Below are 24,991 nucleotides of genomic sequence, written 5' to 3'. Positions count from 1 at the left end.
ACCGCCGGCTTCAGCTGTCGGCAGAAGCGGCGGCGCGGGGTCGCCGCGCCGCCGCCTGTCCTCACTTGTCGTAGGGCGAGCCCTTGAAGGGCACGAGCTTGCCGTCGTGCCAGACGGTGAGCAGGTAGTATTGCGGCAGCAGGGCGTCCTGGCGCTCCGGGTCGGCCTTGTCGAAGGCCGGCTTGTAGGGCGCGATGAGGCCGTCGCGGTTCACCTTGTAGAGGGCTTCCTGCACCTTCTTCCAGTCGTAGGCGCCGGCGATCTTGATGGCGTCGGCCAGCACATAGACCGCGTCGTAGGCGTCGGCGATGCCGGAGGCCGCCTTGATCTCCTTCGGGTCCTTGATGCCGGTCTTGGCCTCGATGGCGGCGAGCACCTTCTTGCCGGTCTCGCTCTGGGGCGTCTGGAACGAATAGGTCTGCATCACCCGCACGCCGTTGGCGAGGGGACCGGCCAGTTCGCCGAGATTGCCCGAGATGCCCCAGGCGCCGATGATGGTGGGCTTCCAGCCCGCCTTGTCCATGGAGCGCAGGATCTGGTTGGCTTCGCGATCCAGCGACCAGATCACCGCCACGTCCGCCCCGGAATCGCGGGCGCGGATGACCTGCGGGGTCATGTCCTGATCGTTCCAGTTGAAGGTCTCGGCGGCAGCAAGGTCCTTGCTCTTGGCGCCGAGGGCAGCCTTTACGTCCGGCAGGGCGCCGTTGCCCCAGCCGGTGTTCTCGTAGAAGAAGGCGATCTTGCCCGTCTTCGACACCTTCAGCGCCTCGTCCACGAGGAAGCGCGCCACCCACTTGTCCTTGGCGGACACGCGGAACATGAAGTTGGGATCGCGGCCGTTCTCGATGGCCTTGGTGTTGGCCGCCCAGACGCCCACGTAGGGAATGCCGATCTCGTGGACCGGGTCCACCTGCGCCAGCGCCACCGTGGAGTGGAAGCCGCCGAGCACGGCGATGCACTTGTCGGCGAGGGCGATGCGGCGGGTGTTGTCGACGCCGCGCGGCGGGGCGCCCGTGTCGTCATACTGCACCAGGCGGAGCTTCTTGCCGAGCACGCCGCCGGCGGCGTTGATCTCGTCGATGGCGATCTCAGCGCCGAGCTTGATGGCCTGGCCGGAGAAGGCCGCGGGGCCGGTCACGGCGGCGGAATTGCCGATGCACGGCTCCTGCTGCGCGACGGCGGCGGTGGTGGAAAGGAAGGCGCCCGAAAGGCCGAGCGCCACCGTCGCGGCCAGAAGCTGGCCACGCATAATGCTCTCTGGAGGCATGTTTATTCTCCTGTCGTCTACAGGACGCACCGGGCATCTGCGGCCCGCACACCATCTGCACGAGGAAGCTAGAGAGAGGCCCCGGTCATCAACAAAGATAATTTTCCGATCGAATGTATAGGCCATCCCTATGATATGAACGAATAGGCAGATGCGATATCAACTGACCGTCCGGGAATGCTTGGAGCGACAGGATTTGCGGATCTCATAGGCCCATAGTTTAGGCATATGATAATTTATCATGCAGTTTGACAATCGCTGACGCCCCATGAAAATTCATGTCAGCCACAGGTGAGGCATGGATCTTCGTCAGCTCAAATACTTCGTTCAGATTGCAGAAAGCGGCAATTTCTCGCGCGCGGCGGAAGTGCTGCGTATTGCCCAGCCCTCGCTTAGCCAGCAGATGAAGAATCTGGAGGAAGAGCTGGGCGCGGACCTGCTCCTGCGGCACGCCCGTGGCGTCACCCTCACCGATCTCGGCCAGCACCTCTACGACCACGCCCGGCGCATCCTCCAGGAGGTGGACCGGGTGAAGGACGTGGTACGCTCGCGCTCGCTCAACCCCTCCGGCCGCGTGTCCGTCGGCCTGCCCACATCCGCCTGCCGCGGCCTCGGACTGCCGCTCATCCAGGCGCTGGCGGAGCGCCAGCCCAACATCTCGCTGCACGTGGTCGAGGCCATGACCGGCTATCTGGACGACTTCCTCCAGCACGGCCGGCTCGACGTGGCGCTGCTCTACGACCACAAGGCATTCGAGCATGTGGCCTGGACCGAGATGATGGTGGAGGACCTGATGCTGTTCGTTCCGCCCGGCCATCCGCTGGCCGCGGACGGCGCGGTGGCGTTCCGCGAGATGTTCGACTGGCCCGTGGTGCTGCCCGGCGCGCCCAACGTGATGCGCACCGTCATCGACCAGTTCGCCGCCCGCCACGACGTGGTGCCCACCGCCATCGCCTGCGACAGCCTGCCCACCATCTCCCGCCTTGTGCGCTCAGGCCGGGCGCTGGGGGTGATGCCGCACTTCGCCTTCATGGACGAGATGGCCCGCGGCGAGATGGTGGCCGTGCCCATCCTCGATCCAACGCCGTCCTGGCGCCTCTCCGTCGTGGTTTCCCAGCGCAGCATGAACCCGCGCGGGTCCGAGGCCGTGGCCAAGGTGATGGCCGACGTCATCGCCGCCATGGTGGAGGCCGGAACCTGGCGCGCCCGCCTGCGCGCCGACAAGACCCGCGGCGAGGCGAAGGGCGACGCCCGCGCCCCCGCCCGCTGACCATCCCTCGCTCATCCTCCTGCCCGGATCGCCCCATGGACCTCATCGTCAAGAATGCCCGCCTGGCCGGCTCGCAAACGCCCGTCGACATCGGCGTCACCGGCGGCCGCATCACCGCCATCGAACAGGACCTTGCGGCCGAAGGCAAGGTGGTGGACGCGGGCGGCTGCCTCGTCTCCCCCGGCTTCGTGGAGACCCACATCCATCTCGACAAGTCCTGCATCCTCGACCGCTGCTCCTCCCGCCGCGGCGATCTGGAGGAGGCCATCGCCGAGGTCGCCAAGGCCAAGGCCGGCTTCACCCCGGACGACGTCTACGCCCGCGCCAGCCGCACCGTGGAGAAGGCCATCGCCCAGGGCACCACCCACATGCGCACCCACCTGGAGGTCGACCCCGGAATCGGCCTGCGCGGTCTGGAGGGGGTGCTCCAGGTGGTCGAGGATTATCGCTGGGCCATCGACATCGAAATCTGCGTTTTTCCGCAGGAGGGACTGCTCAACAACCCCGGCACCGACGAACTCATGGTGAAAGCCCTCGAATCGGGGGCGAAAACCGTGGGTGCAGCCCCCTATACGGACACCGATCCGCACGGACAGATCGACCGGGTGTTCGAGATGGCCCGCACCTTCGACGCCGACATCGACATGCATCTCGATTTCGGCACCGACACCTCCGTCCTCGACGTGGACTACGTCTGCGAACTCGCCACCCGCCACGGCTGGGGCGGCCGCACGGCGGTGGGCCACGCCACCAAGCTGTCGCACGTACCCTTTGAAAAGATGCAGGAAACCGCGTCGCGCATGCGCGATGCCGGAGTGGCGCTGACCGTGCTGCCGTCCACCGACCTGTTCCTCATGGGCCGCGACCGCGACCACGCGAAAACCCGCGGCGTCACCCCCGCCCATCTGTTCCTGAAGCAGGGGGTGAACTGTTCCCTGTCCACCAACAACGTGCTTAACCCCTTCACGCCGTTCGGAGATTGCTCCCAGCTGCGGATGGCGAACCTGAATGCCAACATCTGCCACGTGGGCTCGGCCGCCGACATGGACGAATGCTTCAACATGGTCACCGAACGTCCGGCCAAGCTCATGAATCTGAAGGATTATGGGATCGAGGTCGGCAACAGCGCCGATTTCGTCATCATCGACAATGCCACCCCGCGCGCCGCCGTCGCCGAGCTCTCCCCCGTCCTCGCCGCCTTCAAGCGCGGCCGGCGGACGCTCACCCGTGAGCGGGCGCGCCTCCACTTCCCCGGCTGCGGATGCGAAGAATGACCGATTATCAGGAACTTGGCGCCTTCTGCCCGGACGATTCCATCACCCTTCCGGGCGCCGCCGAAGGCCCCCTCGCCGGCCTGACCTTCGCCGCCAAGGACGTGCTGGACGTGGAGGGCTGCATCACCGGCAACGGCCATCCGGCATGGCGGGCCACCCACGCCCCGGCTCCCCGCTCCTCGCTTGCCGTGGCACGGGTGCTCGCGGCCGGCGCAAGCCTTTATGGACGCACGATTTCCGACGAGCTGGCCTATTCCCTCACCGGCGAGAATTTCCACTACGGCACCCCGCTCAACCCCGCCGCGCCGGACCGCGTGCCCGGGGGCTCCTCCAGCGGCTCGGCCTCCGCGACGGCGGCGGGGGCAGTGGACTTCGCCCTCGGCTCCGACTGCGGCGGATCGGTGCGGGTGCCGGCAAGCTATTGCGGTATATATGGAATGCGCCCGACGCACGGGCGCATCGCGCTGGAGGGCGTCTGCCCCTTCGCCCCGAGCTTCGACTGCGTCGGCTGGTTCGCCCGTGACGCCGCTCTGCTGGAGAAGGTGGGCCGGGTGCTGCTTGAGGACGAAGCTTCCCCTGCCCCGGTCACCCGGCTGGTGATGCCCCGCGAAGCCTTCCAAATGCTCGCTCCCGAGGTGCGCACCGCGCTCCAGCCGGCGCTGGCGCAGGTGGAGAAGATTCTCGGGCCGGCGGAGGAGATCGCCCTCGCTCCGGATGGTCTCGACACCTGGTCCGCCACCTTCCGCACAATCCAGGCGGCCGAGATCTGGTCGTCCGTGGGGGAATGGATCGAGGCGACGCAGCCGACGTTCGGCCCCGGTGTGCGCGAGCGCTTCGCCGCCGCGAAAGAGGTCGATCCCGAAGCCGTCGCCCGGGCCACCGCCCACCGGGCCGAAATCCGTGCGCGGCTTCAAGTGGCGCTGCCGCCAGGCACCTTGATGGTGCTCCCGTCCACCCCCCGCGTCGCTCCGCCGCGGGGCGCGGCCACGGCCGAGGTGGAGGTGGTCTATCGCCACCTCGCCATGAACCTCCTGTGCATCGCCGGCCTCGCCGGTCTGCCCCAGGTTTCCATGCCCCTCGCCAATCAGGACGGTCTCCCCCTGGGCATATCGCTGGTCGGCGGCCGGGGCGCCGACACCGCCCTGCTCGCCGCGGCCTGTCACATTTCAGCTTGAGCGCAACCATACCCGCGATTCATGCTGCATCGCGGCTGAAAGTGCGGAACTGCCCCCGCGCCCCGAAACTTGTCTGTGGTAATCGGCAACGACGGGGAGCGCCACTGTGCACAGGCAGGCGATGGACGACGCGCAGGCGATCGTCGGACGGCGTCCCGCGACCGCGCGGCGCGACGCGCTGCGGCCCCGTCTCTACTTCGTTCCAGCACCTCTCGCGGCACTGATCGCGGAGGAAGCGCCCCGCATCGTCGACATGGGCTTCGACGGCGTGCTTCTCGGCTGGCCGTTTCCGGTGGACGAGGGAAGCTGGTTCGGCACCCTCTCCCTCGACCGGTTCGCGTCGGCGACCGGGGTTGAAGGCAGCGCGCAAGCGGGACTGGAGCAGTTGGCTCGCGCCTGCGAGGCAGCCGGCCTCAGCTTCCACATGGATCTCGTCGTCACGGAGGCTGGCGACGGCACGCTCACTGCCGCCATGCCCGATGCCTGGCAGGCGCCGCCCCCGACCGGGATCGACCCCCGGCGTCAGCCGCATACGGGACGCTGGCGCGCGCGGCCGGACGCTGGCGAGCAGGACGCCTTTCTTGCCTTCTGGCGCAGCACCCTCGAGACATGGCGTGGCGCAGGCGTCGCCGGCCTGCGCTGCCACGACGCCGCCGCGCTCCCGGCCGAGGCCTGGCACGCCGTGCTGGATGGCCTCGGCCTCGCCACCATCGGGTGGATGCCGGGTCGCAGCCGGGACGAGGTTCGCGCCCGCGCCGGCGCGTTCGATTTCGTCACGTCCTCCGCCGCTTGGTGGGATGCGCGCGCTCCGTGGCTGGTGGAGGAGTATCAGGCGCTGCGCCCCCACGCGCGGCTGATGGCCTTTCCGGAGGACCCGTTCGGTCCGCGATCCACGACGCCGGCCGGCAGCGATGAGGAGGCCCGCCATCGCCGCGCCGCGGCCATCGCGGCCATGGTGTCGGACGGCTGGCTGATGCCCATGGGCTTCGAGTTTGGCCGCCGCACCCCCTTCATGGATGCAAGGCAGACGCCGGAAGACTTCCGCCGGGAACGAGAGGCGGCGCGGCTTGATCTTTTCGCCGAGATCGTCGCCCTTAACAGCCTGCCCGGCGACCTTGAAAACCTCCGACAGCTCTCCGGCCCCGGTGCCGCGACGACCCTGATCCTCGCAAAGGGCGCCGCGGGCGAGCGCCTCCTTGCCTTCAATCCCGATGCAGAGAACACCGCCCCCCTGCCGGCTGCGGAGGCCGCCGCGCGCCTTGCTCTCGCGCCGCGCCTACCGGTGGCCGACGCCCTGCCGCCCGGCGGCGCCGCGAGCATCGACCTTGCCCCGGCGAAGCCGGTCGTCCTGCCCCGTGCCAGCGAGGTGCCTTATGGCGCCCGTCCGCGCGTTGCCATTGAAGCGGTGACGCCGAGCGTGGACGGCGGCCGCTTCGCGGTGAAGCGCTGCGTGGGTGACGTGGTGACGGTGGAAGCCGACATCTTCTCCGACGGTCACGAGAAACTCGCGGCCGAGCTCCGCTTCCGCGCGGCGGACGAGAAGACGTGGTCCCGCGTTCCCATGACACCCACGGTCAACGACCGCTGGCAGGCCTCCTTCCCACTGAAACGGGTGGGACGGCACGAGTTCGTCATCGAGGCCTGGTGGGACCAGTTCGGGACCTTCCGCCGCGATCTGGGCCGCAAGCGCGATGCCGGCCGACCCCTCGGCGTCGAGCTGGCGGAGGGTCGCGCCCTGCTGGAGAGCGTCGTGGAAGGGGCGCCAAAAGGTGCGCGCGCCGTCATCCGCGATCATCTGCGCCGCCTCAAGGGGCCCGATGCCTCTCAGACGGAGGTTTTGCTTTCCCCACCCCTTGCGTCCGCGATGGCGGAGGCCACCCCTCGCGGCTTCGCCACCGGCGCGGAGCAGGTCTTCCCGGTGGAGGCCGACCGCGAAGGCGCACGCTTTGCCAGCTGGTACGAGCTCTTCCCCCGCTCGATCACGGACGATTCCGCCCGCCATGGGACCCTGCGGGACGTCATCGGCCGCCTGCCGGCGATCCGCGACATGGGCTTCGACGTTCTCTATTTCCCGCCGATCCATCCCATCGGCGCGACCCATCGCAAGGGGCGCAACAATTCGCTGACGGCGGGACCGGACGACCCCGGCAGTCCCTACGCCATCGGCTCGGCCGATGGCGGCCACGAGGCCATCCACCCCGAGCTCGGCACGCTGGAGGATTTCCGCGCCCTGGTTGCGGCGGCGAAGGCCCATGGGCTGGAGATCGCGCTGGATTTCGCCATCCAGTGCTCGCCCGACCATCCCTGGCTGAAGCAGCATCCAGACTGGTTCCAGTGGCGGCCCGACGGCACCATCCGCTATGCGGAAAACCCGCCCAAGACCTACGAGGACATCGTCAACGTCGACTTCTACGCCAAGGGCGCCGTTCCCGGACTCTGGCTGGCGCTGCGCGACGTGGTGGAGGGCTGGGTGCGCGAGGGCGTACGCATCTTCCGCGTGGACAATCCCCACACCAAGCCCTTCCCCTTCTGGGAGTGGCTGATCGCCGATATCCGCTCGCGCGATCCGGGCGTGATCTTCCTCGCCGAGGCGTTCACGCGGCCCAAGGTAATGTACCGCCTCGGCAAGATCGGCTTCTCCCAGTCCTACACCTATTTCACCTGGCGGAACGAGAAGGGGGAGCTGCGCGACTATCTGGAAGAGCTGAACCGCCTTCCGGCGCGCGACATCTACCGCCCGCATTTCTTCGTCAACACGCCGGACATCAACCCCTATTTCCTCCAGCGCTCCGGCCGGCCCGGCTTCCTCATCCGCGCGGCCCTCGCCGCAACCCTTTCCGGGCTTTGGGGTGTCTATTCCGGCTTCGAGCTGTGCGAGGCGGAGCCGGTGCCCGGCAAGGAAGAATATGTCGACAGCGAGAAATACGAGATCAAGCCGCGGAACTACTTCGCGGCCGGTAACATTATCCCCGAGATCACAAAGCTCAATTTCATTCGGCGCGCCCATCCCGCTTTGCAGACCCACCTCAACGTCAGCTTCTACACCGCCTACAACGACCACATCCTCTATTTCGGCAAGCGGCTGCCGGAAGAGAGCGAGATGGTTCTCGTGGCGGTCAGTCTGGACCCCGAGCGCGCGCAGTCTGCCGCGATCGAGGTGCCCTTGTGGGAGTTCGGCCTGCCAGACCAGGGCACGGTGGAGGTGGTGGACCTGGTGCGCGACCGCCGTTTCACCTGGACCGGAAAGATGCAGGCCATCCACCTCGATCCCAGCGAGCTGCCCTACGCCATCTTCCGTATCCGCCCGGCCGGAGCCGCGTCATGAACATGCACGCCCACCCCGCAGCTACCGTCGCGACGTCCGATGCTCTCTGGTACAAGGACGCCATCATCTACCAGCTGCATGTGAAGTCGTTCTTCGACGCCAATGACGATGGTGTCGGCGACTTCCCTGGCCTTATCAGCAAGCTCGACTATATCGCGAGCCTCGGCGTCAACACCATCTGGCTTCTGCCCTTCTATCCCTCGCCGCGGCGCGACGACGGTTACGACATCGCCGAATACAAGGGCGTCCATCCCGACTACGGCAACATGGCGGACGTGAAGCGATTCGTGCGCGAGGCGCATGCCCGCGGCATCCGCATCATCACCGAGCTGGTCATCAACCACACCTCGGACCAGCATCCCTGGTTCCAGCGCGCCCGCAAGGCGAAGCCCGGCTCCGCCCACCGCAATTTCTATGTCTGGTCGGACAACGACCAGGCCTATTCGGGCACGCGCATCATCTTCCTGGACACGGAGAAATCCAACTGGACCTATGATGCCGAGGCCGGCGCCTATTTCTGGCATCGCTTCTATTCGCACCAGCCCGACCTCAACTTCGACAATCCCGCCGTGCTGAAGGCGGTGCTGAAGGTGATGCGCTTCTGGCTGGAGCTGGGCGTGGACGGGCTGAGGCTCGACGCGGTGCCCTATCTCGTCGAGCGCGAGGGCACCTCCAACGAGAACCTGCCCGAGACCCACGCCATCCTCAAGCAGATCCGCACCGAGCTCGACGCCGCCTTCCCCGGCCGCATGCTGCTCGCCGAAGCCAACATGTGGCCGGAGGACACGCAGCAGTATTTCGGCGAGGGCGACGAATGCCACATGGCATTCCACTTCCCGCTCATGCCCCGCATGTACATGGCGATCGCGCAGGAAGACCGCTTCCCCATCACCGACATCATGCGCCAGACACCGGATATTCCGGCCAACTGCCAGTGGGCCATCTTCCTGCGCAATCACGACGAGCTGACGCTGGAGATGGTGACCGACAGCGAGCGAGACTACCTCTGGAATTTCTACGCCTCGGACCGGCGTGCCCGCATCAATCTCGGCATCCGCCGCCGCCTCGCGCCGCTGCTGGAGCGCGACCGCCGTCGGGTGGAGCTGATGAAGTCGCTGCTGTTCTCCATGCCCGGCACGCCCGTGATGTATTACGGCGACGAGATCGGCATGGGAGACAACATCTTCCTGGGCGATCGCGACGGCGTGCGCACGCCCATGCAATGGTCGCCGGATCGCAACGGTGGTTTCTCCAAGGCCGATCCCGCCGGCCTCGTCCTGCCGGCCATCCAGGATCCGCTCTACGGCTTCCAGGCGATCAACGTGGAGGCGCAGAGCCGCGACACCCATTCGCTGCTCAACTGGACGCGGCGGCTTCTGGCCGTTCGGCGCGCCCATCCCGCCTTCGGTCGCGGCACGCTGCGCTTTCTCTACCCGAAGAACCGCAAGGTCTTCGCCTATCTGCGCGAGCATGCGGGCGAAACCTTGCTGTGTGTCGCCAACCTCTCGCGTTCGCCCCAGGCGGTGGAGCTCGACCTCTCGGAATTCGCCGGGCGCATTCCGCTGGAGCTGCTCGGCTCCTCCCCCTTCCCGCCTATCGGCCAGCTGACCTACATGCTGACGCTGCCGCCCTATGGCTTCTACTGGTTCATGCTGGCGAGCGACGCCCAGTCGCCGGTGTGGCACACCCCGGCACCCGAACCCATGCCCGAATATCTCACCTTCGTGCTCAAGGGCGCGCCCGAGGAGATGATCACCGCGGCGCACCGCAAGAGCTTCGAAACCGACGTGCTGCCCGCTTATCTGCCGAAGCGGCGCTGGTTCGCAGGCAAGGACGAGAAGCTCGGCGCCACCGCCATCGCCATGACCGCCCGTGTCGGCAAGAAGCGTGAGCGCGCCTTCGTGCTGGTGGAGGCGCGGCGCCCCGGCGGCACCGATCTCTACCAGATCCCGGTGGGCATCTCGTGGGACGACGAGGCAAGCCAGTCCCTGCCGCAGCAGCTGGCGCTCGCCCGCGTCCGCCGCGGCCGGCGCACCGGCTATCTCACCGACGCCTTCGCCTTGCCGGAATTCGCATCCGACGTGATGGGGCTCATCTCCGAGAACGGCGAGATCGCGAGCTCCCGCGGCCGCATCCGCTTTCTGCAGACCGACGCGTTTTCCACCATCACCATGCCCGCCGACGCGGAGGTGCGCTTCCTCGGGGCGGAGCAGTCGAACTCCTCCCTCATCTATGGCAACGCTGCGATCCTGAAGCTCTTCCGCCGCATCACGCCCGGCATCCATCCCGAGGCGGAGATGAGCCGCGTGCTCACCGAACGGGGCTTCCGCAACACGGCGCCGCTCCTCGGCGAGATCGTCCACGAGCCGACCGACGGCACGCCGCAGGTGCTGGCGGTGCTCCAGGCCTATGTTCCGGGCGAGGGCGACGCCTGGACCTTCACCCACTCTTTCCTCCAACGCGCGGCCGACGAACTCGGCCACCAGGGCCGGCATCTGGAGGAGGTGCTTCAGCCCTATTTGGGCTTTGCAGCCAAGCTCGGCCTGCGCCTCGGCGAGATGCACCGGGCGCTGAACGCCGATAGCCCTGATCCCGCCTTCGCGCCGCGCACGGCGGAAGCGAAGGATCTGGAAGCCTGGCGCAGCCGCATCGGCGCCCGGATGGGCGAGGCGATCGCGAGGCTCGATGCCCGGACCGGACTGAGCGACGAGGACACCGCGCGGGCGCGGGTCATTCTCGACCGACGCAAGGGGATCCTCGCCGAAGTGGAGCGACTGATCGATGCCGGCGCGGGCGCGCCGCTGCACCGCGTGCATGGCGATTTCCACCTCGGTCAGGTGCTGGTGGCCCAGGGTGACGCGGTCATCATCGACTTCGAGGGCGAGCCTTCCCTCCCGGTTGAGGCGCGGCGGGCCAAGGACAGCGGATGGCGCGACGTGGCCGGCATCCTGCGCTCGCTGGATTATGCGGTGCGGGCCCGGCGCCTGCCGGCGCAGGCGGCGGGTGACGAGAGCTTCGCCCGCCTCGCGGAGGCCTTCGAGGCCCAGGTTCCGAAGGCCTTGCTATCGGCCTATGCCGAGGGGGCGGGCAGTGCCCATGGAAAGGCCGAGAAATCGCGGGACGCGACCCTGCTGCGCCTGTTCCTGTTGGAGAAGGCGGCCTACGAAGTGCTTTACGAGATGGACAATCGGCCCGACTGGCTGGGTATCGCCCTCGGAAGCCTCGCCCGTCTGGTGCGAGATCTGCCTGCGGACAAGTCGGCATGAGCGGCGTTCCCCCGCTCGATCCGCACGTTCTCGACGCTCTGGCCCACGGCCGGCTTGAGGATCCGTTCGCCGTCCTCGGCCCTCATGGCACGGGGGCAGATCGCTTCGTGCGTGTGTTCATGCCGGGCGCACGGGGCGTGAAGGCCGTCCCCGCCGATGGCGGCGCGCCCGTCGTGCTCGAAGCCGGAGCGGTGAACGGGCTCTTCACAGCCCCCCTCCCCTTCGCCGGCAGCTATCGGCTTGCCATCGACTGGCCGGGCGGGGTGCAGGAAACCGAGGACACCTATGCCTTCGGCCTTGTGCTGGGCGACCTGGATCTGCACCTCATCGCCGAGGGCCGCCACTTCGAGCTGGCGCATGCGCTCGGCTCCTCCCCTGCGGTGCTGGAGGGAGTGGAGGGCGTGCGCTTCGCCGTGTGGGCGCCCAACGCCCGCCGGGTGAGCGTGGTAGGGGATTTCAACGTCTGGGACGGCCGGCGCCATGCCATGCGGCGGCGCGGCGCGAGCGGCGTGTTCGAGCTGTTCATTCCGCGCCTCAAGTCCGGCGCGCGCTACAAATACGAGATCATCGGCCCCGATGGCACCGTGCTGGCGCAGAAGGCCGATCCGGTGGCCCGCTCCACCGAGCTGCCGCCGGGCACCGCCTCCATCGTGCCGCACCCCGCGCGCCATGAGTGGCGCGACGGCGCCTTCATGGCGGCGCGGGCCGGACGCAACGCGCCATCCGCCCCCATCAGCATCTACGAGGTGCATGCCGGCTCCTGGCTGCGCGACCGCGCCACCGGCGATCCTTTGAACTGGACGCAGCTGGCGGAACGGCTGGTGCCCTATGTGAAGGACCTCGGCTTCACCCACGTGGAGCTGCTGCCGGTGGCGGAGCATCCGTTCTCGGGCTCCTGGGGTTATCAGCCCCTCGGCCTGTTCGCCCCATCGCGCCGCTTCGGCGAGCCGGAGGATTTCGCACTGTTCGTGGAGGCGTGCCACGCTGCGGGCATCGGCGTCATCATCGACTTCGTCCCGGCGCATTTCCCCTCGGACGCCCATGGCCTTGCCCGTTTCGATGGCACCGCCCTCTACGAGCACGAGGATCCGCGGGAGGGCTTCCACCAGGACTGGAACACGCTGATCTACAATTTCGGCCGGCGGGAAGTCGCGGGCTTCCTCATCGCCTCGGCACTGCACTGGCTGGAGCATTTTCATGTCGACGGACTGCGCGTGGATGCGGTGGCGTCCATGCTCTACCGCGACTACAGCCGCGCCGCCGGCCAGTGGATTCCCAATCGCTTCGGCGGTCGGGAAAATCTGGAGGCGGTGGACTTCCTGCGCCACCTCAACGCCGTGGTGGAGGAGCGCTGCCCCGGCGCCATCACCCTCGCAGAGGAATCCACCGCCTGGCCCGGCGTGACGCGCCCCATCGGCGAGGGCGGGCTGGGCTTCAGCTACAAATGGAACATGGGGTGGATGCACGACACGCTGCACTACATGGAGCGCGATCCCATCCACCGCCGGCACCACCACGACGGGCTCACCTTCGGTCTGGTCTATGCCTTCACCGAGCGCTTCGTCCTGCCCCTCTCCCATGACGAGGTCGTTCACGGCAAAGGCTCGCTCATCGGCAAAATGCCCGGCGACTTCTGGCAGAAGCGGGCCAACCTGCGCGCCTATCTCGGCTTCATGTGGGCCCACCCCGGCAAGAAGCTGCTGTTCATGGGCGGCGAGATCGCCCAGGTGCGTGAATGGAACCACGACCGGGAGATCGACTGGTTCCTGCTGGAGGACGAGGGCCACCGCGGCGTGCAGACTCTGGTGCGGGACCTCAACCGCCTCTACGCCGCGCTGCCCGCCCTGCACGCGCTCGACGACCGGCCCGAGGGCTTCCGCTGGCTCGTGGGCGACGACCGGGAGAATTCCGTCCTCGCCTTCCTGCGCCTGGCCGAGGGCGCGCCGCCGGTGCTGGCGGTGGTGAACCTCACGCCCGTGCCGCGCCACGACTATCGCATCGGCGTGCCCGTGCCCGGCTTCTGGCGCGAAGTGCTCAATTCGGATGCCACGCTCTACGGCGGGTCGGGGCTCGGCAATCTCGGGGGCGCTTTTACCCGCGAGACGCCGAGTCACGGCGAGGCGCATGCCCTCGCCCTCTCCCTGCCGCCGCTCTCCACGCTGCTGTTCGTCCCCGAAGGAGCCCCAGATGGCGAAGCCTGAGCGTCTCGAAGCCGGCCATCCCTATCCGCTGGGGGCGACCTGGGACGGGCTAGGCGCCAATTTCGCGGTGTTTTCCGCTTATGCCGAGCGGATCGATCTCTGCGTGTTCGACCCATCGGGCCGGCGCGAGATCGCGACCATGACGCTCCCCGAATGCACCGACGAGGTGTGGCACGGCTATCTGCCCAACGCGCACCTCGGCCTCATTTACGGCTTCCGCGCCTACGGCCCCTACGAGCCGGAAAACGGCCACCGCTTCAATCCCAACAAGCTGCTGCTTGACCCCTATGCGCGCCAGATCGCCGGGCAGGTGCAATGGTCCGATGCGCTGTTCGGCTACCGCGTCGCATCGGGCCGCGCCGACCTTTCCTTCGATCGCCGGGACAGCGCCATCGCAATGCCCAAGGCGGTGCTGGTGGACGACAGCTTCACCTGGGGCGACGACCGCCCGCCACAGGTGCCGTGGTCCGACACGGTGATTTACGAAGCGCACGTGCGCGGCATTTCCATGCTGCGGGAGGACGTGCTGCCCCACCAGCGCGGCACGTTTGCTGCCCTCGCCCATCCCGCCTTCATCGAGCATCTCCAGCGCATCGGCGTGACCGCACTGGAGCTCCTCCCGGTGCATGCCTTCGTGCAGGACCGCCATCTGGTCTCCAAGGGCCTCAGGAACTACTGGGGCTACAACACCCTCGGCTTCTTCGCGCCGGAGCCGCGCTATCTCTCCTCCGGTGATCGCAACGAATTCAAGGTGGCGGTGCGCCGCCTCCACGCCGCGGGAATCGAGGTCATCCTCGACGTGGTCTACAACCACACCGCCGAGGGCAGCGAACTCGGGCCCACCTTCAACTTCCGTGGCCTCGACAACCGCTCCTATTATCGCCTCGTGCGCGATGACCCCCGCTATTGCGTGAACGACACCGGTACCGGCAACACGCTCAACCTGTCGCATCCGCGCGTGCTGCAGATGGTGATGGATTCCCTGCGCTACTGGGTGACGCAGTATCACATCGACGGTTTCCGCTTCGACCTCGGCGTCACCCTCGGGCGGGAAGACCATGGCTTCGACCCCGGCTCCGGCTTCTTCGATGCCCTGCGGCAGGATCCCGTGCTCTCCCGCGTCAAGCTGATCTCCGAGCCGTGGGACATCGGCCCCGGCGGCTACCAGCTCGGCCACCACCCGCCCGGCTTTGCCGAATGGAACGACCGCTTCCGCGACACCGTGCGGCGCTACTGGCGCGGCGACGGGGGCCAGCGGGCAGACCTTGCCGCACGGCTCTCCGGCTCGGGCGACATCTTCGATCGCCGTGCCCGCCGGCCCTGGGCCTCTGTGAACTACGCGTCCTCCCACGACGGCTTCACCCTCAAGGACGTGGTGGCCTACGCCGAGCGCCATAACGAAGCCAATGGCGAGGACAATCGCGACGGCCACTCGGAAAACTATTCCGCCAATTGGGGCGCCGAAGGCGAGAGCGAAGAGGCGTCCATCCGCGACCAGCGCTCGCGGCTCCAGCGCGCTATGCTCGCCACCGTCTTCCTTTCCCACGGCACGCCCATGCTGCTCGCCGGCGACGAATTCGGCCGTACGCAGAAGGGCAACAACAACGCCTATTGCCAGGACAACGAGATCTCCTGGGTGGACTGGTCGCTGCTGGAGACGGCAGAGGGCGAGATGCTGGCGAGCTTCGTGGCCCAGCTCGCCAAGGCCCGGCACGACCATCCCATCCTGCGCTGCCGCTCCTTCCTCTATGGCGATGCCGAGCCCGCGCCGGGCATCCGCGACATCTCCTGGTTCGACGAGAATGCCGGCCCCCTCTCCTCCGACGACTGGAACAAGGGGGATGCGCATCTGCTCACCCTGCGCCGTGCCGCCTGCGGCAATGACGGCACCGCCAGCGTGATGACGCTGATGCTGAATGCCACGGACGCGCCGCGCGATTTCCGCATCCCGCCCCCGCTCCCGGTCATTCTGATGCTGGATAGCGCCGATCCCGGCGCGCCCGAGCAGCTGGTGGAGGGGGAGACCGTGACCCTCGCCCCCCGCTCCATGGTCCTGCTGCGCGGCCGGGTGGTCGGAGCCGCTTCATGACCTCCGGAGTGGTCCGCCCGCGTTTCGGGCCGCGGCCGGGCAAGGCTGGAGCAACTCGCTTCAGCCTCTGGGCGCCCGGCTGCGACCGCCTTGATCTGGAACTGGCGGATGGCACCCACCACCCGATGCAGGCGCAAGGCGATGGCTGGTTCGCCATCGAGCTCGACTGCGCGCCGGGCACCGCCTATCGCTTCCGCCTGCCCGATGGCACTGCCGTGCCCGACCCCGCCGCACGGGCGCAACAGGACGGCGTGCACGGCTTCAGCCTCCTGCCGGGGCCCCCGCGCCCGTGGCGCACAGAGGACTGGCGCGGCCGCCCGTGGCAAGAAGCGGTGATCCTGGAAGTCCATGCCGGGGCGCTCGGCGGCTTTTCCGGCGTCGCCGATTGCCTCGCGGGCTGGGCGGAACTCGGCATCACCGCTGTGGAGCTGATGCCCATTGCGGCGTTCCCCGGCGCACGCAACTGGGGCTACGACGGGGTCCTGCCCTATGCGCCGGCCAGCGCCTACGGCACGAGCGATGATCTCAAGGCCCTGGTGGACCGCGCCCATGAGCTCGGCATCATGATGATGCTGGACGTGGTCTATAATCACTTCGGGCCGGACGGAAATTATCTCGGCGCCTATGCCCCCGCCTTCTTCGCGGCGGAGCGGTCCACGCCGTGGGGGCCGTCCATCGCGTTCGAGCGGGAGGAGGTGTTCGGCTTCTTCCTCGACAATGCGCTCTACTGGCTGGAGGAGTTCCGCTTCGACGGCCTGCGGCTCGATGCCGTCCACGCCATCCTGCCCGACGACGCCCTCGCCCGGCTGGGCGAAGCCATCCGCGTCGCCCTTCCGCTGGGCCGGCGGGTGCATCTGGTGCTGGAGAACGAGCGCAACGATGCCGCCGTGCTACCCGCGCCCTTCGATGCGCAGTGGAACGATGACATCCACCATTGCCTGCATGTGCTGCTGACCGGCGAGGCCGAGGCCTATTACGGCGACTTCGCCGACGCTCCCGCCGAGCGACTGGCCCGATGCCTCGCCGAGGGATTCGCCTATCAGGGCGAAGAAGCGCCCAATCTCGGCCACCCCCGCGGCACCCCCAGCGGCCACCTGCCCCCTACCGCCTTCGTCGCCTTCGTTCAGAACCACGACCAGATTGGCAATCGCGCCATGGGTGAGCGCCTCCTCGCCCTCGCGCCCCCCCAGGGCGTTCGGGCGGCGCTGGCGCTGGTCCTGCTCGCGCCGCAGATCCCCATGCTGTTCATGGGCGAGGAGATGGGCGCGCGCACGCCCTTCCTGTTCTTCACCGATCACGGGCCCGAGCTGGCCGATCTCGTTCGCGAGGGACGGCGCGCCGAGTTCAGCCGGTTTGCCGCTTTTGCGGACGCGGAGCTTCGCGCCGCCATTCCCGATCCCAATGCGCGCGAGACCTTCGCCGCCTCCATCCCGCAGCCCCCGGAGGATGCCGACGACTGGCGCCGCTTCGTCGCCCGCCTCCTCGCCGTGCGGCACGCCGAGATCGTGCCCCGCCTCGACGGGGCATCGAGCCTCGGCGCCCATGCGCTCGGCACCGATGCGGCCCCAGCCACGGCGGTGATCGCGCGCTGGCGCATGGGCGATGGTGCTGTGCTCACCCTCGCCGCGAACCTCGGTGTCTCACCGTGCCCCGCCACGCTGCCACAGGCCACCCTTTGCATCGCCTATAGCGGAACGCTGGCGGACGGCGCCATTCCGCCTTTCTCGACCCTCGCCTTCCTCGAACCGCCGGGGACCCCATGACCCTCCGCGACGCCACGCGCCCGGCCGTCCGCCCCCTGCTGGCGCTCGCGCGCGCCGCCGGTCTGTCGCCCGAATGGGTCGATGCCTTCGACGTGCCCCAGCAGGTGCCGGAGGAGACGCTGGGGCGCATCCTTATTGCGTTGGGTCACCCCTGCGGGAGTGCCGCCGAGATCGCTGCCGCGCTGGATGCGATCGCTGCGCCGCGCAAACTGCCGCGCCTCATCACCTGTGACGCCGGGGGCGAGGTCATACTACCCGGCGTCCCCCCTGCCATGGAGGCCGCGATCGAGGATGGCGGCGCCCAGCGCGTCAGCTTGCGCCCTCACCGCGAGGGCGCCGCCTTCACGGCGCCGGAGACGGCGGGCTATTACCCGCTGCACATCGGCGCCGAGAGCGTGCGTCTGGCCGTCGCCCCGTCCCGCGCGCCCTCGGTGGAGGAGCTGACGGGGTCGTCGCGGGCATTCGGCGCCATCGCCCAGGTCTATGGCCTGCAACGGGCAGGCGACGGCGGCATCGGCGATCTCGGTGCGGTGGCGGACCTCGCCGAGCGGCTGGCGGCAAGCGGCGCGCACGCCCTGGCCCTGAGCCCGCTCCACGCTTTGTTCGCCGCCGCGCCCGAACGCTACGGCCCCTATGCGCCGTCGAGCCGCCTCGCCCTCAACCCATTTCTCGCCGATCCCGCCGCAGTGTTTTCAGCCGAGGACGTGGCCGCCGCCAGCTCCCCCGAGGCGGCGGCGCTGGAGGCCCTGCCCCTCATCGACTGGCCGCGGGCAGGCCTGCTGAAGCTTGCGGTGCTGCGCGGCCTCTTCGCGCGGCTGGAGAGCCGGCCGGGCCCCGCTGCCGCCTTCGCGGCCTTCGCCGCACAGGGCGATGCCGATCTCGGCCGGCATGCCCTGTTCGAGGCACTCCATGCCCATGCCCTCGAAGCCGGCCTCGGCGGCGACTGGCGCCGCTGGCCGCAGGGCCTGCGCAGCCCGGATAGCGCAGATGTTCGCGCGTTCGCGCAGGAGCATGGGGACGACGTGCGCTTCCACCTCTTCCTGCAGTGGCTCGCCGCCGAGAGCCTCGCCTCGGCCCAGGCGCGGGCCGAGGCGGCGGGAATGGGCATCGGGCTCATCACCGATCTTGCGGTCGGCCTCGATCCGTCCGGCAGCGAGGCCTGGAGCCGGCCCGGCGACCTGCTCGCCGGGCTCACCGTGGGCGCGCCGCCGGACCTGCTGGCCCGCGACGGCCAGAACTGGGGGCTGACCGCCTCGTCGCCCACCGCACTTTCGGCCACCGGCTTCGCTCCTTTCATCGCCACGCTGCGGGCTGCCCTCCGCCATGCGGGCGGGGTACGGATCGACCATGTGCTGGGCCTTCGGCGCCTGTGGCTTGTCCCGGACGGGCGGCCGGCATCGGACGGCGCCTATCTCGCCTATCCGTTCGAGGACCTGCTGCGTCTCCTCGCGCTGGAAGCGCATCTGCACGGAGCGATCGCCATCGGCGAAGACCTCGGCACCGTGCCGGAAGGCCTGCGGGAAGCGATGGAGACGCGGGGCGTCCTGGGCATGCGGGTGCTACCCTTCGAACGCACCCGCGAGGGCGCTTTCCACCCGCCGGGCGCGTGGACGCCCGCAGCGGTGGCGATGACCTCGACCCACGATTTGCCCACCGCCGCCGGCTGGTGGCGGGGCAACGACCTCGCCTGGCGCGCCCGCATCACGCAGACGTCCGTCCCGGCCAAGGCCGAAGCCCAGCGGGCGGCGGAGCGGGCCGCATTCAATTCCGCCGCTCTGGCCTGCGGCGTGCCACCTTCGGCGGAGGACGCGCTGGGCCCGGACGACGCCGCCGACGCGGCGATCGCCTTCGTCGCAGCGACATCGAGCGCGCTCGCCCTGATCCCGCTGGAGGACCTCCTGGCCCAGGAGGAAGCGCCCAACCTGCCCGGCACCTGGAACGAGCATCCCAACTGGCGCCGTCGCACCGATGCGCCGCTCTCCGACCTGATGTCCCGCCCCCGTGTCGTCGCCCGCCTCGCCTGCCTCAACCGGAGCCGCGCGCCATGACCTTCGCCCCGTCAGCGCCCCGCGCCACCTACCGCCTCCAGCTTCACGCGGGCTTCACCTTCGATGATGCCGCCGCGATCGTCCCCTATCTCGCCGACCTCGGTGTCAGCCATCTCTACGCCTCCCCCATCCTGACGGCGCGGCGGGGCTCCACCCATGGCTACGACGTGGTGGATCCCGAGCATGTCAATCCGGAGCTGGGCGGCGAGGACCGGCTGGGCCGGCTGGTGGAGAAGTTGCGGGCGCACGGCCTCGGAATGGTGGTGGACATCGTGCCCAACCACATGGGCGTCGGTGGCGACGAAAACCGCTGGTGGCTCGATGTGCTGCGCCGGGGCCCGGCGAGCCCGTTCGCCGCAACGTTCGACATCGACTGGGACGCGGGCGGCGGCAAGCTGCTGGCGCCCTTCCTCGGCGGACCTTACGCCGAGATCCTCGCCGGCGGCGACCTCAAGCTGGTGCGGGAGGATGAGGCCGGCTGGGCCGTGCGCTACTTCCACCACCTTTTCCCGCTCCGCCCCCAGGATTCCGATGCCCTCGATGCGGACCCCGCGTCCGCTCCGGCCACACCGACGGCGCTGCATGCGCTGCTGGAACGCCAGCACTATCGCCTCGCCTTCTGGCGGACGGCGCCCGACGCCATCAACTGGCGCCGCTTCTTCGACGTCACCGAGCTCGCCGCCCTGCGCGCCGACGCCCCGGGCGTGTTCGAGCGCACCCACGCCAAGGTGCTGGAGCTCTACGCCCGGGGCCTCGTGGACGGCCTCAGGGTGGACCATGTGGACGGCCTCGCCGACCCCGGTGCCTACTGCCGCCGCCTGCGCGCCGAGCTCGATGCGCGCCGCGAGCTGAGGCCGGCGGGTCTCGGGGGGCGCGCGTGGCTGGTGGTCGAGAAGATCCTTGCCTCGGGCGAACCGCTGGAGAGCACCTGGGCGGTGGACGGCACCACCGGCTACGATTTCATGGAGGCCACGAGCCGCCTGCTGCATGACGCCGCCGGGCGCGCCCGCCTCGCCGACGATTGGGCGGCGCGCACCGGCCGCCCGGCGGATTTCGCGGCCGAGGAGCATGCCGCCCGTAAGGAGACGCTGGCGCGCGCCTTCACCGCCCCGCTGGAAGCGCTCACCGACAACCTCACCGCCCTCGCCTCCCGCAGCCTTGCCGACCGCGACCGGCCACGCGCGGCGCTGCGGCGTTGCCTGGTGGAGATCCTCGCCCACATGCCGCGCTACCGAACCTATGCGGCGGGCGCCGATGCGCCGGGGGCGGAGGCGCTCGATGCGGCGATCACGGCGGCGCGGCGCTCCGGCCTGCCGGGGGACGCGCCCCATCTCGAGCGCATCGCCGACTGGCTGGGCCGGCCGCCTGCCGATGCGCCGGACGCCGCGCTGCGGCGGCGGGCCATCGTGCAGTTCGAGCAATTGTCCTCGCCGGTCGCCGCGAAGTCGGTGGAAGATACGGCCTTCTACCGCTTCGGGCCGCTGCTCTCGCGCAATGACGTGGGCTTCGATGCCGCCATCGGTGGCGGCACGGTGGCGGAATGGCATGCGGGCTGCACGGCGCGGGCGAGGAACTGGCCCGCCGCCATGCTCGCCAGCGCCACCCACGACCACAAGCGCGGCGAGGACGTACGGGCCCGCCTGTGTGTCCTCTCCGAATGCCCGGAGCTGTGGCTGCGCCATCTCGACGGCTGGCTGGCCGGCCTCGACCCCATAGCAAGCGAGGTCTCGCCCGCCGACCGCATCATGCTGCTCCAGACCCTGGTGGGTGCCTGGCCACCCGAGGGCAGCGACCTTGCCGCTTTCCGCGAGCGCGTCGCCGACTGGCAGACGAAGGCGCTGCGCGAGGCAAAGCTCGCCTCTTCCTGGGATGCGCCGAACGAGGCCTACGAAGCCGCCGCCCACGCCCTGACCGACGCCATCCTGCTGGCGCCGGAAGGCGAGGGGCTGAGGCGGCAGATCGCCGCCTTCGTCGCCACGATCGAGCCCGCGGCGGAAGAGAAAGGTCTGGTGCAGACCGTGCTGAAGCTGACGGCGCCCGGCGTTCCGGACATCTACCAGGGCACGGAATACCGCGACTTCTCGCTGGTCGACCCGGACAATCGCCGCCCGGTGGACTTCGCTGCCCGCGCCGGCACGCTGGCGTCGGCCCCCCTCGACGCGGATGGCCGCAAGCAGTGCCTCATCCATGCGCTCCTGTCGCATCGTGCAGAGGCGCCGGACCTGTATGCCTCCGGCACTTACGCGCCCCTCGATCTGATCGGGGCCGAGGGCGAGACGGTGATCGCTTATATGCGCGCCACCCCGAGCCGTGCCCTGGCGGTCGCCGCCCGGCGCCTCACCTTCGACGCCCGCGGCACGCAGGCTGCTGGATGGGGCGGCGCTCGGCTCGACCTGCCACCCGGCTTCACCTGGCGCGCCCTGCTCTGCGACGGCGCCGGCGTGCCGGCGCATCCGGCGGTGGGCGAGCATGCGGGCGACTGGCCGCTGATGCTGCTGGCTGGCACGCGGATCAAGCCCGGCTCCGTCGATTGAACCGGCGGGCGCGAGCGTCATCGCCAGCCGCTCGCCGCAACTCCCCGACGGAGAGCCAGCGCGCCAAGCTGACGCTTTATTCCCGGGGACCGCCACTGCCCCTTCGCGGGTGCACCGCCCAAAACCCAGCCAAGCTGCACCCTCGCCGGAACGCGCGTGGGGATTGAAGCGCGGCATTGGGGCGCGGGCGGCAACTTCGCGTATCGACGGCACAGGAGCCGCCAGCTATTGTCCAGTCGCTCTGCGGGAATAGCTGTCCGCCGCCGTCCACGGCCGCCCGAGACGGCCGCGCCGGCTGGAGTGGCGGGGGCCGAGGCCCTGGCCTGAGCGGACGAGACAAGGAGCCGACGCGATGGATCTCGATCCTGTCACCCTCGCCCGCATCCAGTTCGCCTTCACAGTCTCATTCCACGTCATCTTTCCGGCCTTCACCATCGGCCTGTCCGCCTTCATCGCGACCCTGGAGCTGATCTGGCTGAAAACCGGGCGCGAGGTGTTTCACCGCCTCGCCCGCTTCTGGACCAAGATCTTCGCCGTCTCGTTCGCAATGGGCGTCGTGTCGGGGATCGTGCTGTCCTACCAGTTCGGCACCAACTGGAGCCGCTATGCCGAGTTCGTCGGCTCGGTGGTGGCGCCGCTCATCGGCTTCGAGGTGCTCACCGCCTTTTTCCTGGAGGCCACCTTCCTCGGCATCATGCTGTTCGGCTGGAGCCGCGTGCCGCCGTGGCTGCACGTCCTGTCGTGCTGCGTGGTGGCGTTCGGCACCTTCATGTCGGCCTTCTGGATTCTCGCCGCCAACAGCTGGATGCAGACCCCCGCCGGCTTCGAGCTGCGCGACGGCGTCGCCTATCCCCTCGACTGGCTGCAGATCATCTTCAACCCCAGCTTCCACTGGCGCCTGCCGCACATGCTGCTCGCCGCCTATCTCACCACGTCCCTCGTGGTGCTCTCCGTCGGCGCGCGCTACCTGCTCGCGGGCAAGTTCCAGGATGAATCCAAGGTCATGATGGTGATGGGCATCGGCATGCTCGCCATCGTCGGGCCGATCCAGGCCTTCGTCGGCGACAGCCACGGCCTTAACACCGCTCACTTCCAGCCGGCGAAGATCGCCGCGGTTGAGGCGCACTGGGACAGCTCCAAGCCCGCCCCGCTGGTGCTGTTCGCCTGGCCCGACGCGGCGAAGGAGGAGAACCTGTTCGAGATCTCCATCCCGCGCGGCGCCTCGCTCATGATCACCCACAGCCTCGACGGCCTGTTTCCCGGCCTGAAGGACTTCGCGCCGCAGGACCGCCCGCCGGTGATCGGACCGTTCTTCGGCTTCCGCGCCATGGTCGGGGTGGGCGTGGTGATGATTCTGCTCGGCTGGATCGGGGCGTGGCTGCTCTTCAAGGGGCGCGCCACCACCACGCGCTGGTACCTTGTCGTCACCTCGTGGTCGTGGCCGCTGGGCTTCATCGCCATCCTCGCCGGATGGATCGTCACCGAGCAGGGCCGCCAGCCCTGGGTGGTGGAGGGCCTGCTGCGGACCGAGGACGCCATGTCGCCCCTCGCCGGCTGGACGGTCGGGCTGACCCTGGTGCTGTTCCTCGTGGTCTACGCCATCATCTTCGCCACCGGCATCTATTTCATGAACCGGCTGATCGTGCGGGGACCGGAAGGCCCGCTGATCCAGCCGCCGTCGAAGGAGCGCCCCTCACGCCCGCTCGCCGCCGCCCATGGCGAAGGCCAGATGACTCCCGGTACCTGACCCCGACGCGAAGGAGGACACGACCATGGAATGGTATCTCCCCGTCATCTGGGGCTTCATCATCGGCGTCGCGGTCATCATGTATGTGGTGCTGGACGGCTTCGACCTCGGCATCGGCATCCTTTTCCCCTTCGCCAAGGAGGAGAAGGAGCGCGACACCATGATGAACACGGTGGCGCCGTTCTGGGACGGCAACGAGACGTGGCTCATTCTGGGCGGCGGCGGCCTGTGGGTCGCCTTCCCCAAGGCCTATGCGGTCGTGATGCCGGCGCTCTACCTGCCGGTCATCGTCATGCTGCTGGCACTGGTGTTCCGCGGCGTCGCCTTCGAGTTCCGCTGGGTGGCCCTGTCGAGCCAGCGCTGGTGGAATTTCGCCTTCACCGCCGGCTCGATTGTGGCGGCCTTCTGCCAGGGCGTCATTCTCGGCGGCCTCGTGCAGGGCATCACGGTGAAGGACGGCGCCTTCGCCGGTGGTCCCCTCGACTGGGCGACGCCCTTCGCATTCCTGTGCGGCGCCGGCGTGGTGGCGGGCTACGCGCTCCTCGGCACCACCTGGCTGCTCATCAAGACCGAAGGCACGGTGGCCGATCGGGCGCGCCGCCACGCCCTGCCCCTGCTCTTCGCGGTGCTGGTGTTCATGGCGCTGGTGAGCGTGTGGACGCCGCTCGCCATCGAGCGCATCGGCGCCCGCTGGTTCTCCCTGCCCAATTTCTTCTTCCTGATGCCGGTGCCGATCATCACCGCGGGTGTCGCCTTCGCCGTCTGGCACTGGCTGCGGACGGGGCGGGAGATGCTGCCCTTCTTCGGCACGGTGGGGCTGTTCCTGCTCGGCTTCATCGGCCTCGCCATCTCCACCTTCCCCTACCTCGTCCCGCCCAGCCTCACAGTGTGGCAGACGGCAGCGGCGCCACCGAGCCAGATCCTGATGCTCTTCGGCGTGATCTTCCTGCTGCCGGTGGTGCTGGGCTACATCGTGTTCGTCTACTGGATCTTCCGCGGGAAGGTGCGCGAGGGCGAAGGCTACCACTGACC

General features: G+C 68.9%; 13 protein-coding genes. 12 read left to right on the top strand and 1 reads right to left on the bottom strand.

All coding sequences use genetic code 11. The features are described from left to right. Positions 1 to 61 precede the first annotated feature (61 nt). Entirely contained in the window at positions 62 to 1,267 is a 1,206-nt protein-coding gene (locus tag ABLE93_RS20510) for an ABC transporter substrate-binding protein (RefSeq protein ID WP_348841689.1), read from the bottom strand. A 298-nt stretch (positions 1,268 to 1,565) separates the two neighbouring features. Between ABLE93_RS20510 and ABLE93_RS20505 the strand changes: the two genes are divergently transcribed. The 12 genes from ABLE93_RS20505 to cydB all read left to right on the top strand — a co-directional run bounded on the left by ABLE93_RS20505 (position 1,566) and on the right by cydB (position 24,989). Further along, positions 1,566 to 2,537 carry a LysR family transcriptional regulator gene (locus tag ABLE93_RS20505; RefSeq protein WP_348841688.1) on the top strand — a complete coding sequence of 324 codons (972 nt, stop codon included), beginning with the start codon at positions 1,566 to 1,568 and terminating at the stop codon, positions 2,535 to 2,537. 35 nt (positions 2,538 to 2,572) lie between these two features. Further along, the gene (locus tag ABLE93_RS20500; protein ID WP_348841687.1) at positions 2,573 to 3,811 is read left to right on the top strand and encodes an amidohydrolase family protein; all 1,239 of its coding nucleotides are present in this window, start codon (positions 2,573 to 2,575) and stop codon (positions 3,809 to 3,811) included. Then, positions 3,808 to 4,986 (top strand): amidase, encoded by a 1,179-nt coding sequence (locus tag ABLE93_RS20495; RefSeq protein WP_348841686.1) that lies wholly within the window; start codon positions 3,808 to 3,810, stop codon positions 4,984 to 4,986. Before ABLE93_RS20500 ends, ABLE93_RS20495 begins: the two co-directional genes overlap by 4 nt. 106 nt (positions 4,987 to 5,092) lie before the next feature. Next, the gene (locus ABLE93_RS20490) at positions 5,093 to 8,311 is read left to right on the top strand and encodes an alpha-1,4-glucan--maltose-1-phosphate maltosyltransferase (RefSeq protein WP_348841685.1); all 3,219 of its coding nucleotides are present in this window, start codon (positions 5,093 to 5,095) and stop codon (positions 8,309 to 8,311) included. Continuing rightward, complete coding sequence (gene treS, locus ABLE93_RS20485; protein WP_348841684.1) at positions 8,308 to 11,577, top strand: maltose alpha-D-glucosyltransferase; 3,270 nt, start codon at positions 8,308 to 8,310, stop codon at positions 11,575 to 11,577. The genes ABLE93_RS20490 and treS overlap by 4 nt, the downstream gene beginning before the upstream one ends. Then, positions 11,574 to 13,778: a 1,4-alpha-glucan branching protein GlgB gene (gene glgB / locus ABLE93_RS20480; RefSeq protein WP_348841683.1), complete on the top strand. Its 2,205-nt coding sequence runs from the start codon at positions 11,574 to 11,576 to the stop codon at positions 13,776 to 13,778. The genes treS and glgB overlap by 4 nt, the downstream gene beginning before the upstream one ends. Continuing rightward, positions 13,765 to 15,867: a glycogen debranching protein GlgX gene (gene glgX, locus ABLE93_RS20475; RefSeq protein ID WP_348841682.1), complete on the top strand. Its 2,103-nt coding sequence runs from the start codon at positions 13,765 to 13,767 to the stop codon at positions 15,865 to 15,867. The genes glgB and glgX overlap by 14 nt, the downstream gene beginning before the upstream one ends. Beyond that, a complete protein-coding gene (treZ, locus tag ABLE93_RS20470) occupies positions 15,864 to 17,630 on the top strand; it encodes a malto-oligosyltrehalose trehalohydrolase (protein ID WP_348841681.1) in 1,767 nt (588 codons plus the stop codon). The genes glgX and treZ overlap by 4 nt, the downstream gene beginning before the upstream one ends. Beyond that, on the top strand, positions 17,627 to 19,678 hold the full coding sequence (gene malQ, locus ABLE93_RS20465) for a 4-alpha-glucanotransferase (RefSeq protein WP_348841680.1): 2,052 nt from the start codon (positions 17,627 to 17,629) through the stop codon (positions 19,676 to 19,678). The genes treZ and malQ overlap by 4 nt, the downstream gene beginning before the upstream one ends. After that, complete coding sequence (gene treY, locus ABLE93_RS20460; protein ID WP_348841679.1) at positions 19,675 to 22,212, top strand: malto-oligosyltrehalose synthase; 2,538 nt, start codon at positions 19,675 to 19,677, stop codon at positions 22,210 to 22,212. The genes malQ and treY overlap by 4 nt, the downstream gene beginning before the upstream one ends. A gap of 352 nt (positions 22,213 to 22,564) precedes the next feature. Beyond that, positions 22,565 to 23,959 (top strand): cytochrome ubiquinol oxidase subunit I, encoded by a 1,395-nt coding sequence (locus ABLE93_RS20455; RefSeq protein ID WP_348841678.1) that lies wholly within the window; start codon positions 22,565 to 22,567, stop codon positions 23,957 to 23,959. A gap of 25 nt (positions 23,960 to 23,984) precedes the next feature. Next, positions 23,985 to 24,989, top strand: coding sequence for a cytochrome d ubiquinol oxidase subunit II (gene cydB / locus ABLE93_RS20450; protein ID WP_348841677.1), 1,005 nt, complete (start codon positions 23,985 to 23,987; stop codon positions 24,987 to 24,989). The last annotated feature ends 2 nt before the right edge of the window (positions 24,990 to 24,991 follow it).

Origin of the sequence: Xanthobacter pollutisoli, from assembly GCF_040044995.1 — a bacterium.
Lineage (GTDB): Bacteria > Pseudomonadota > Alphaproteobacteria > Rhizobiales > Xanthobacteraceae > Xanthobacter.
Note: the sequence above shows the minus strand (reverse complement) of the source record. Positions and strands in the feature narration are given on the sequence as shown.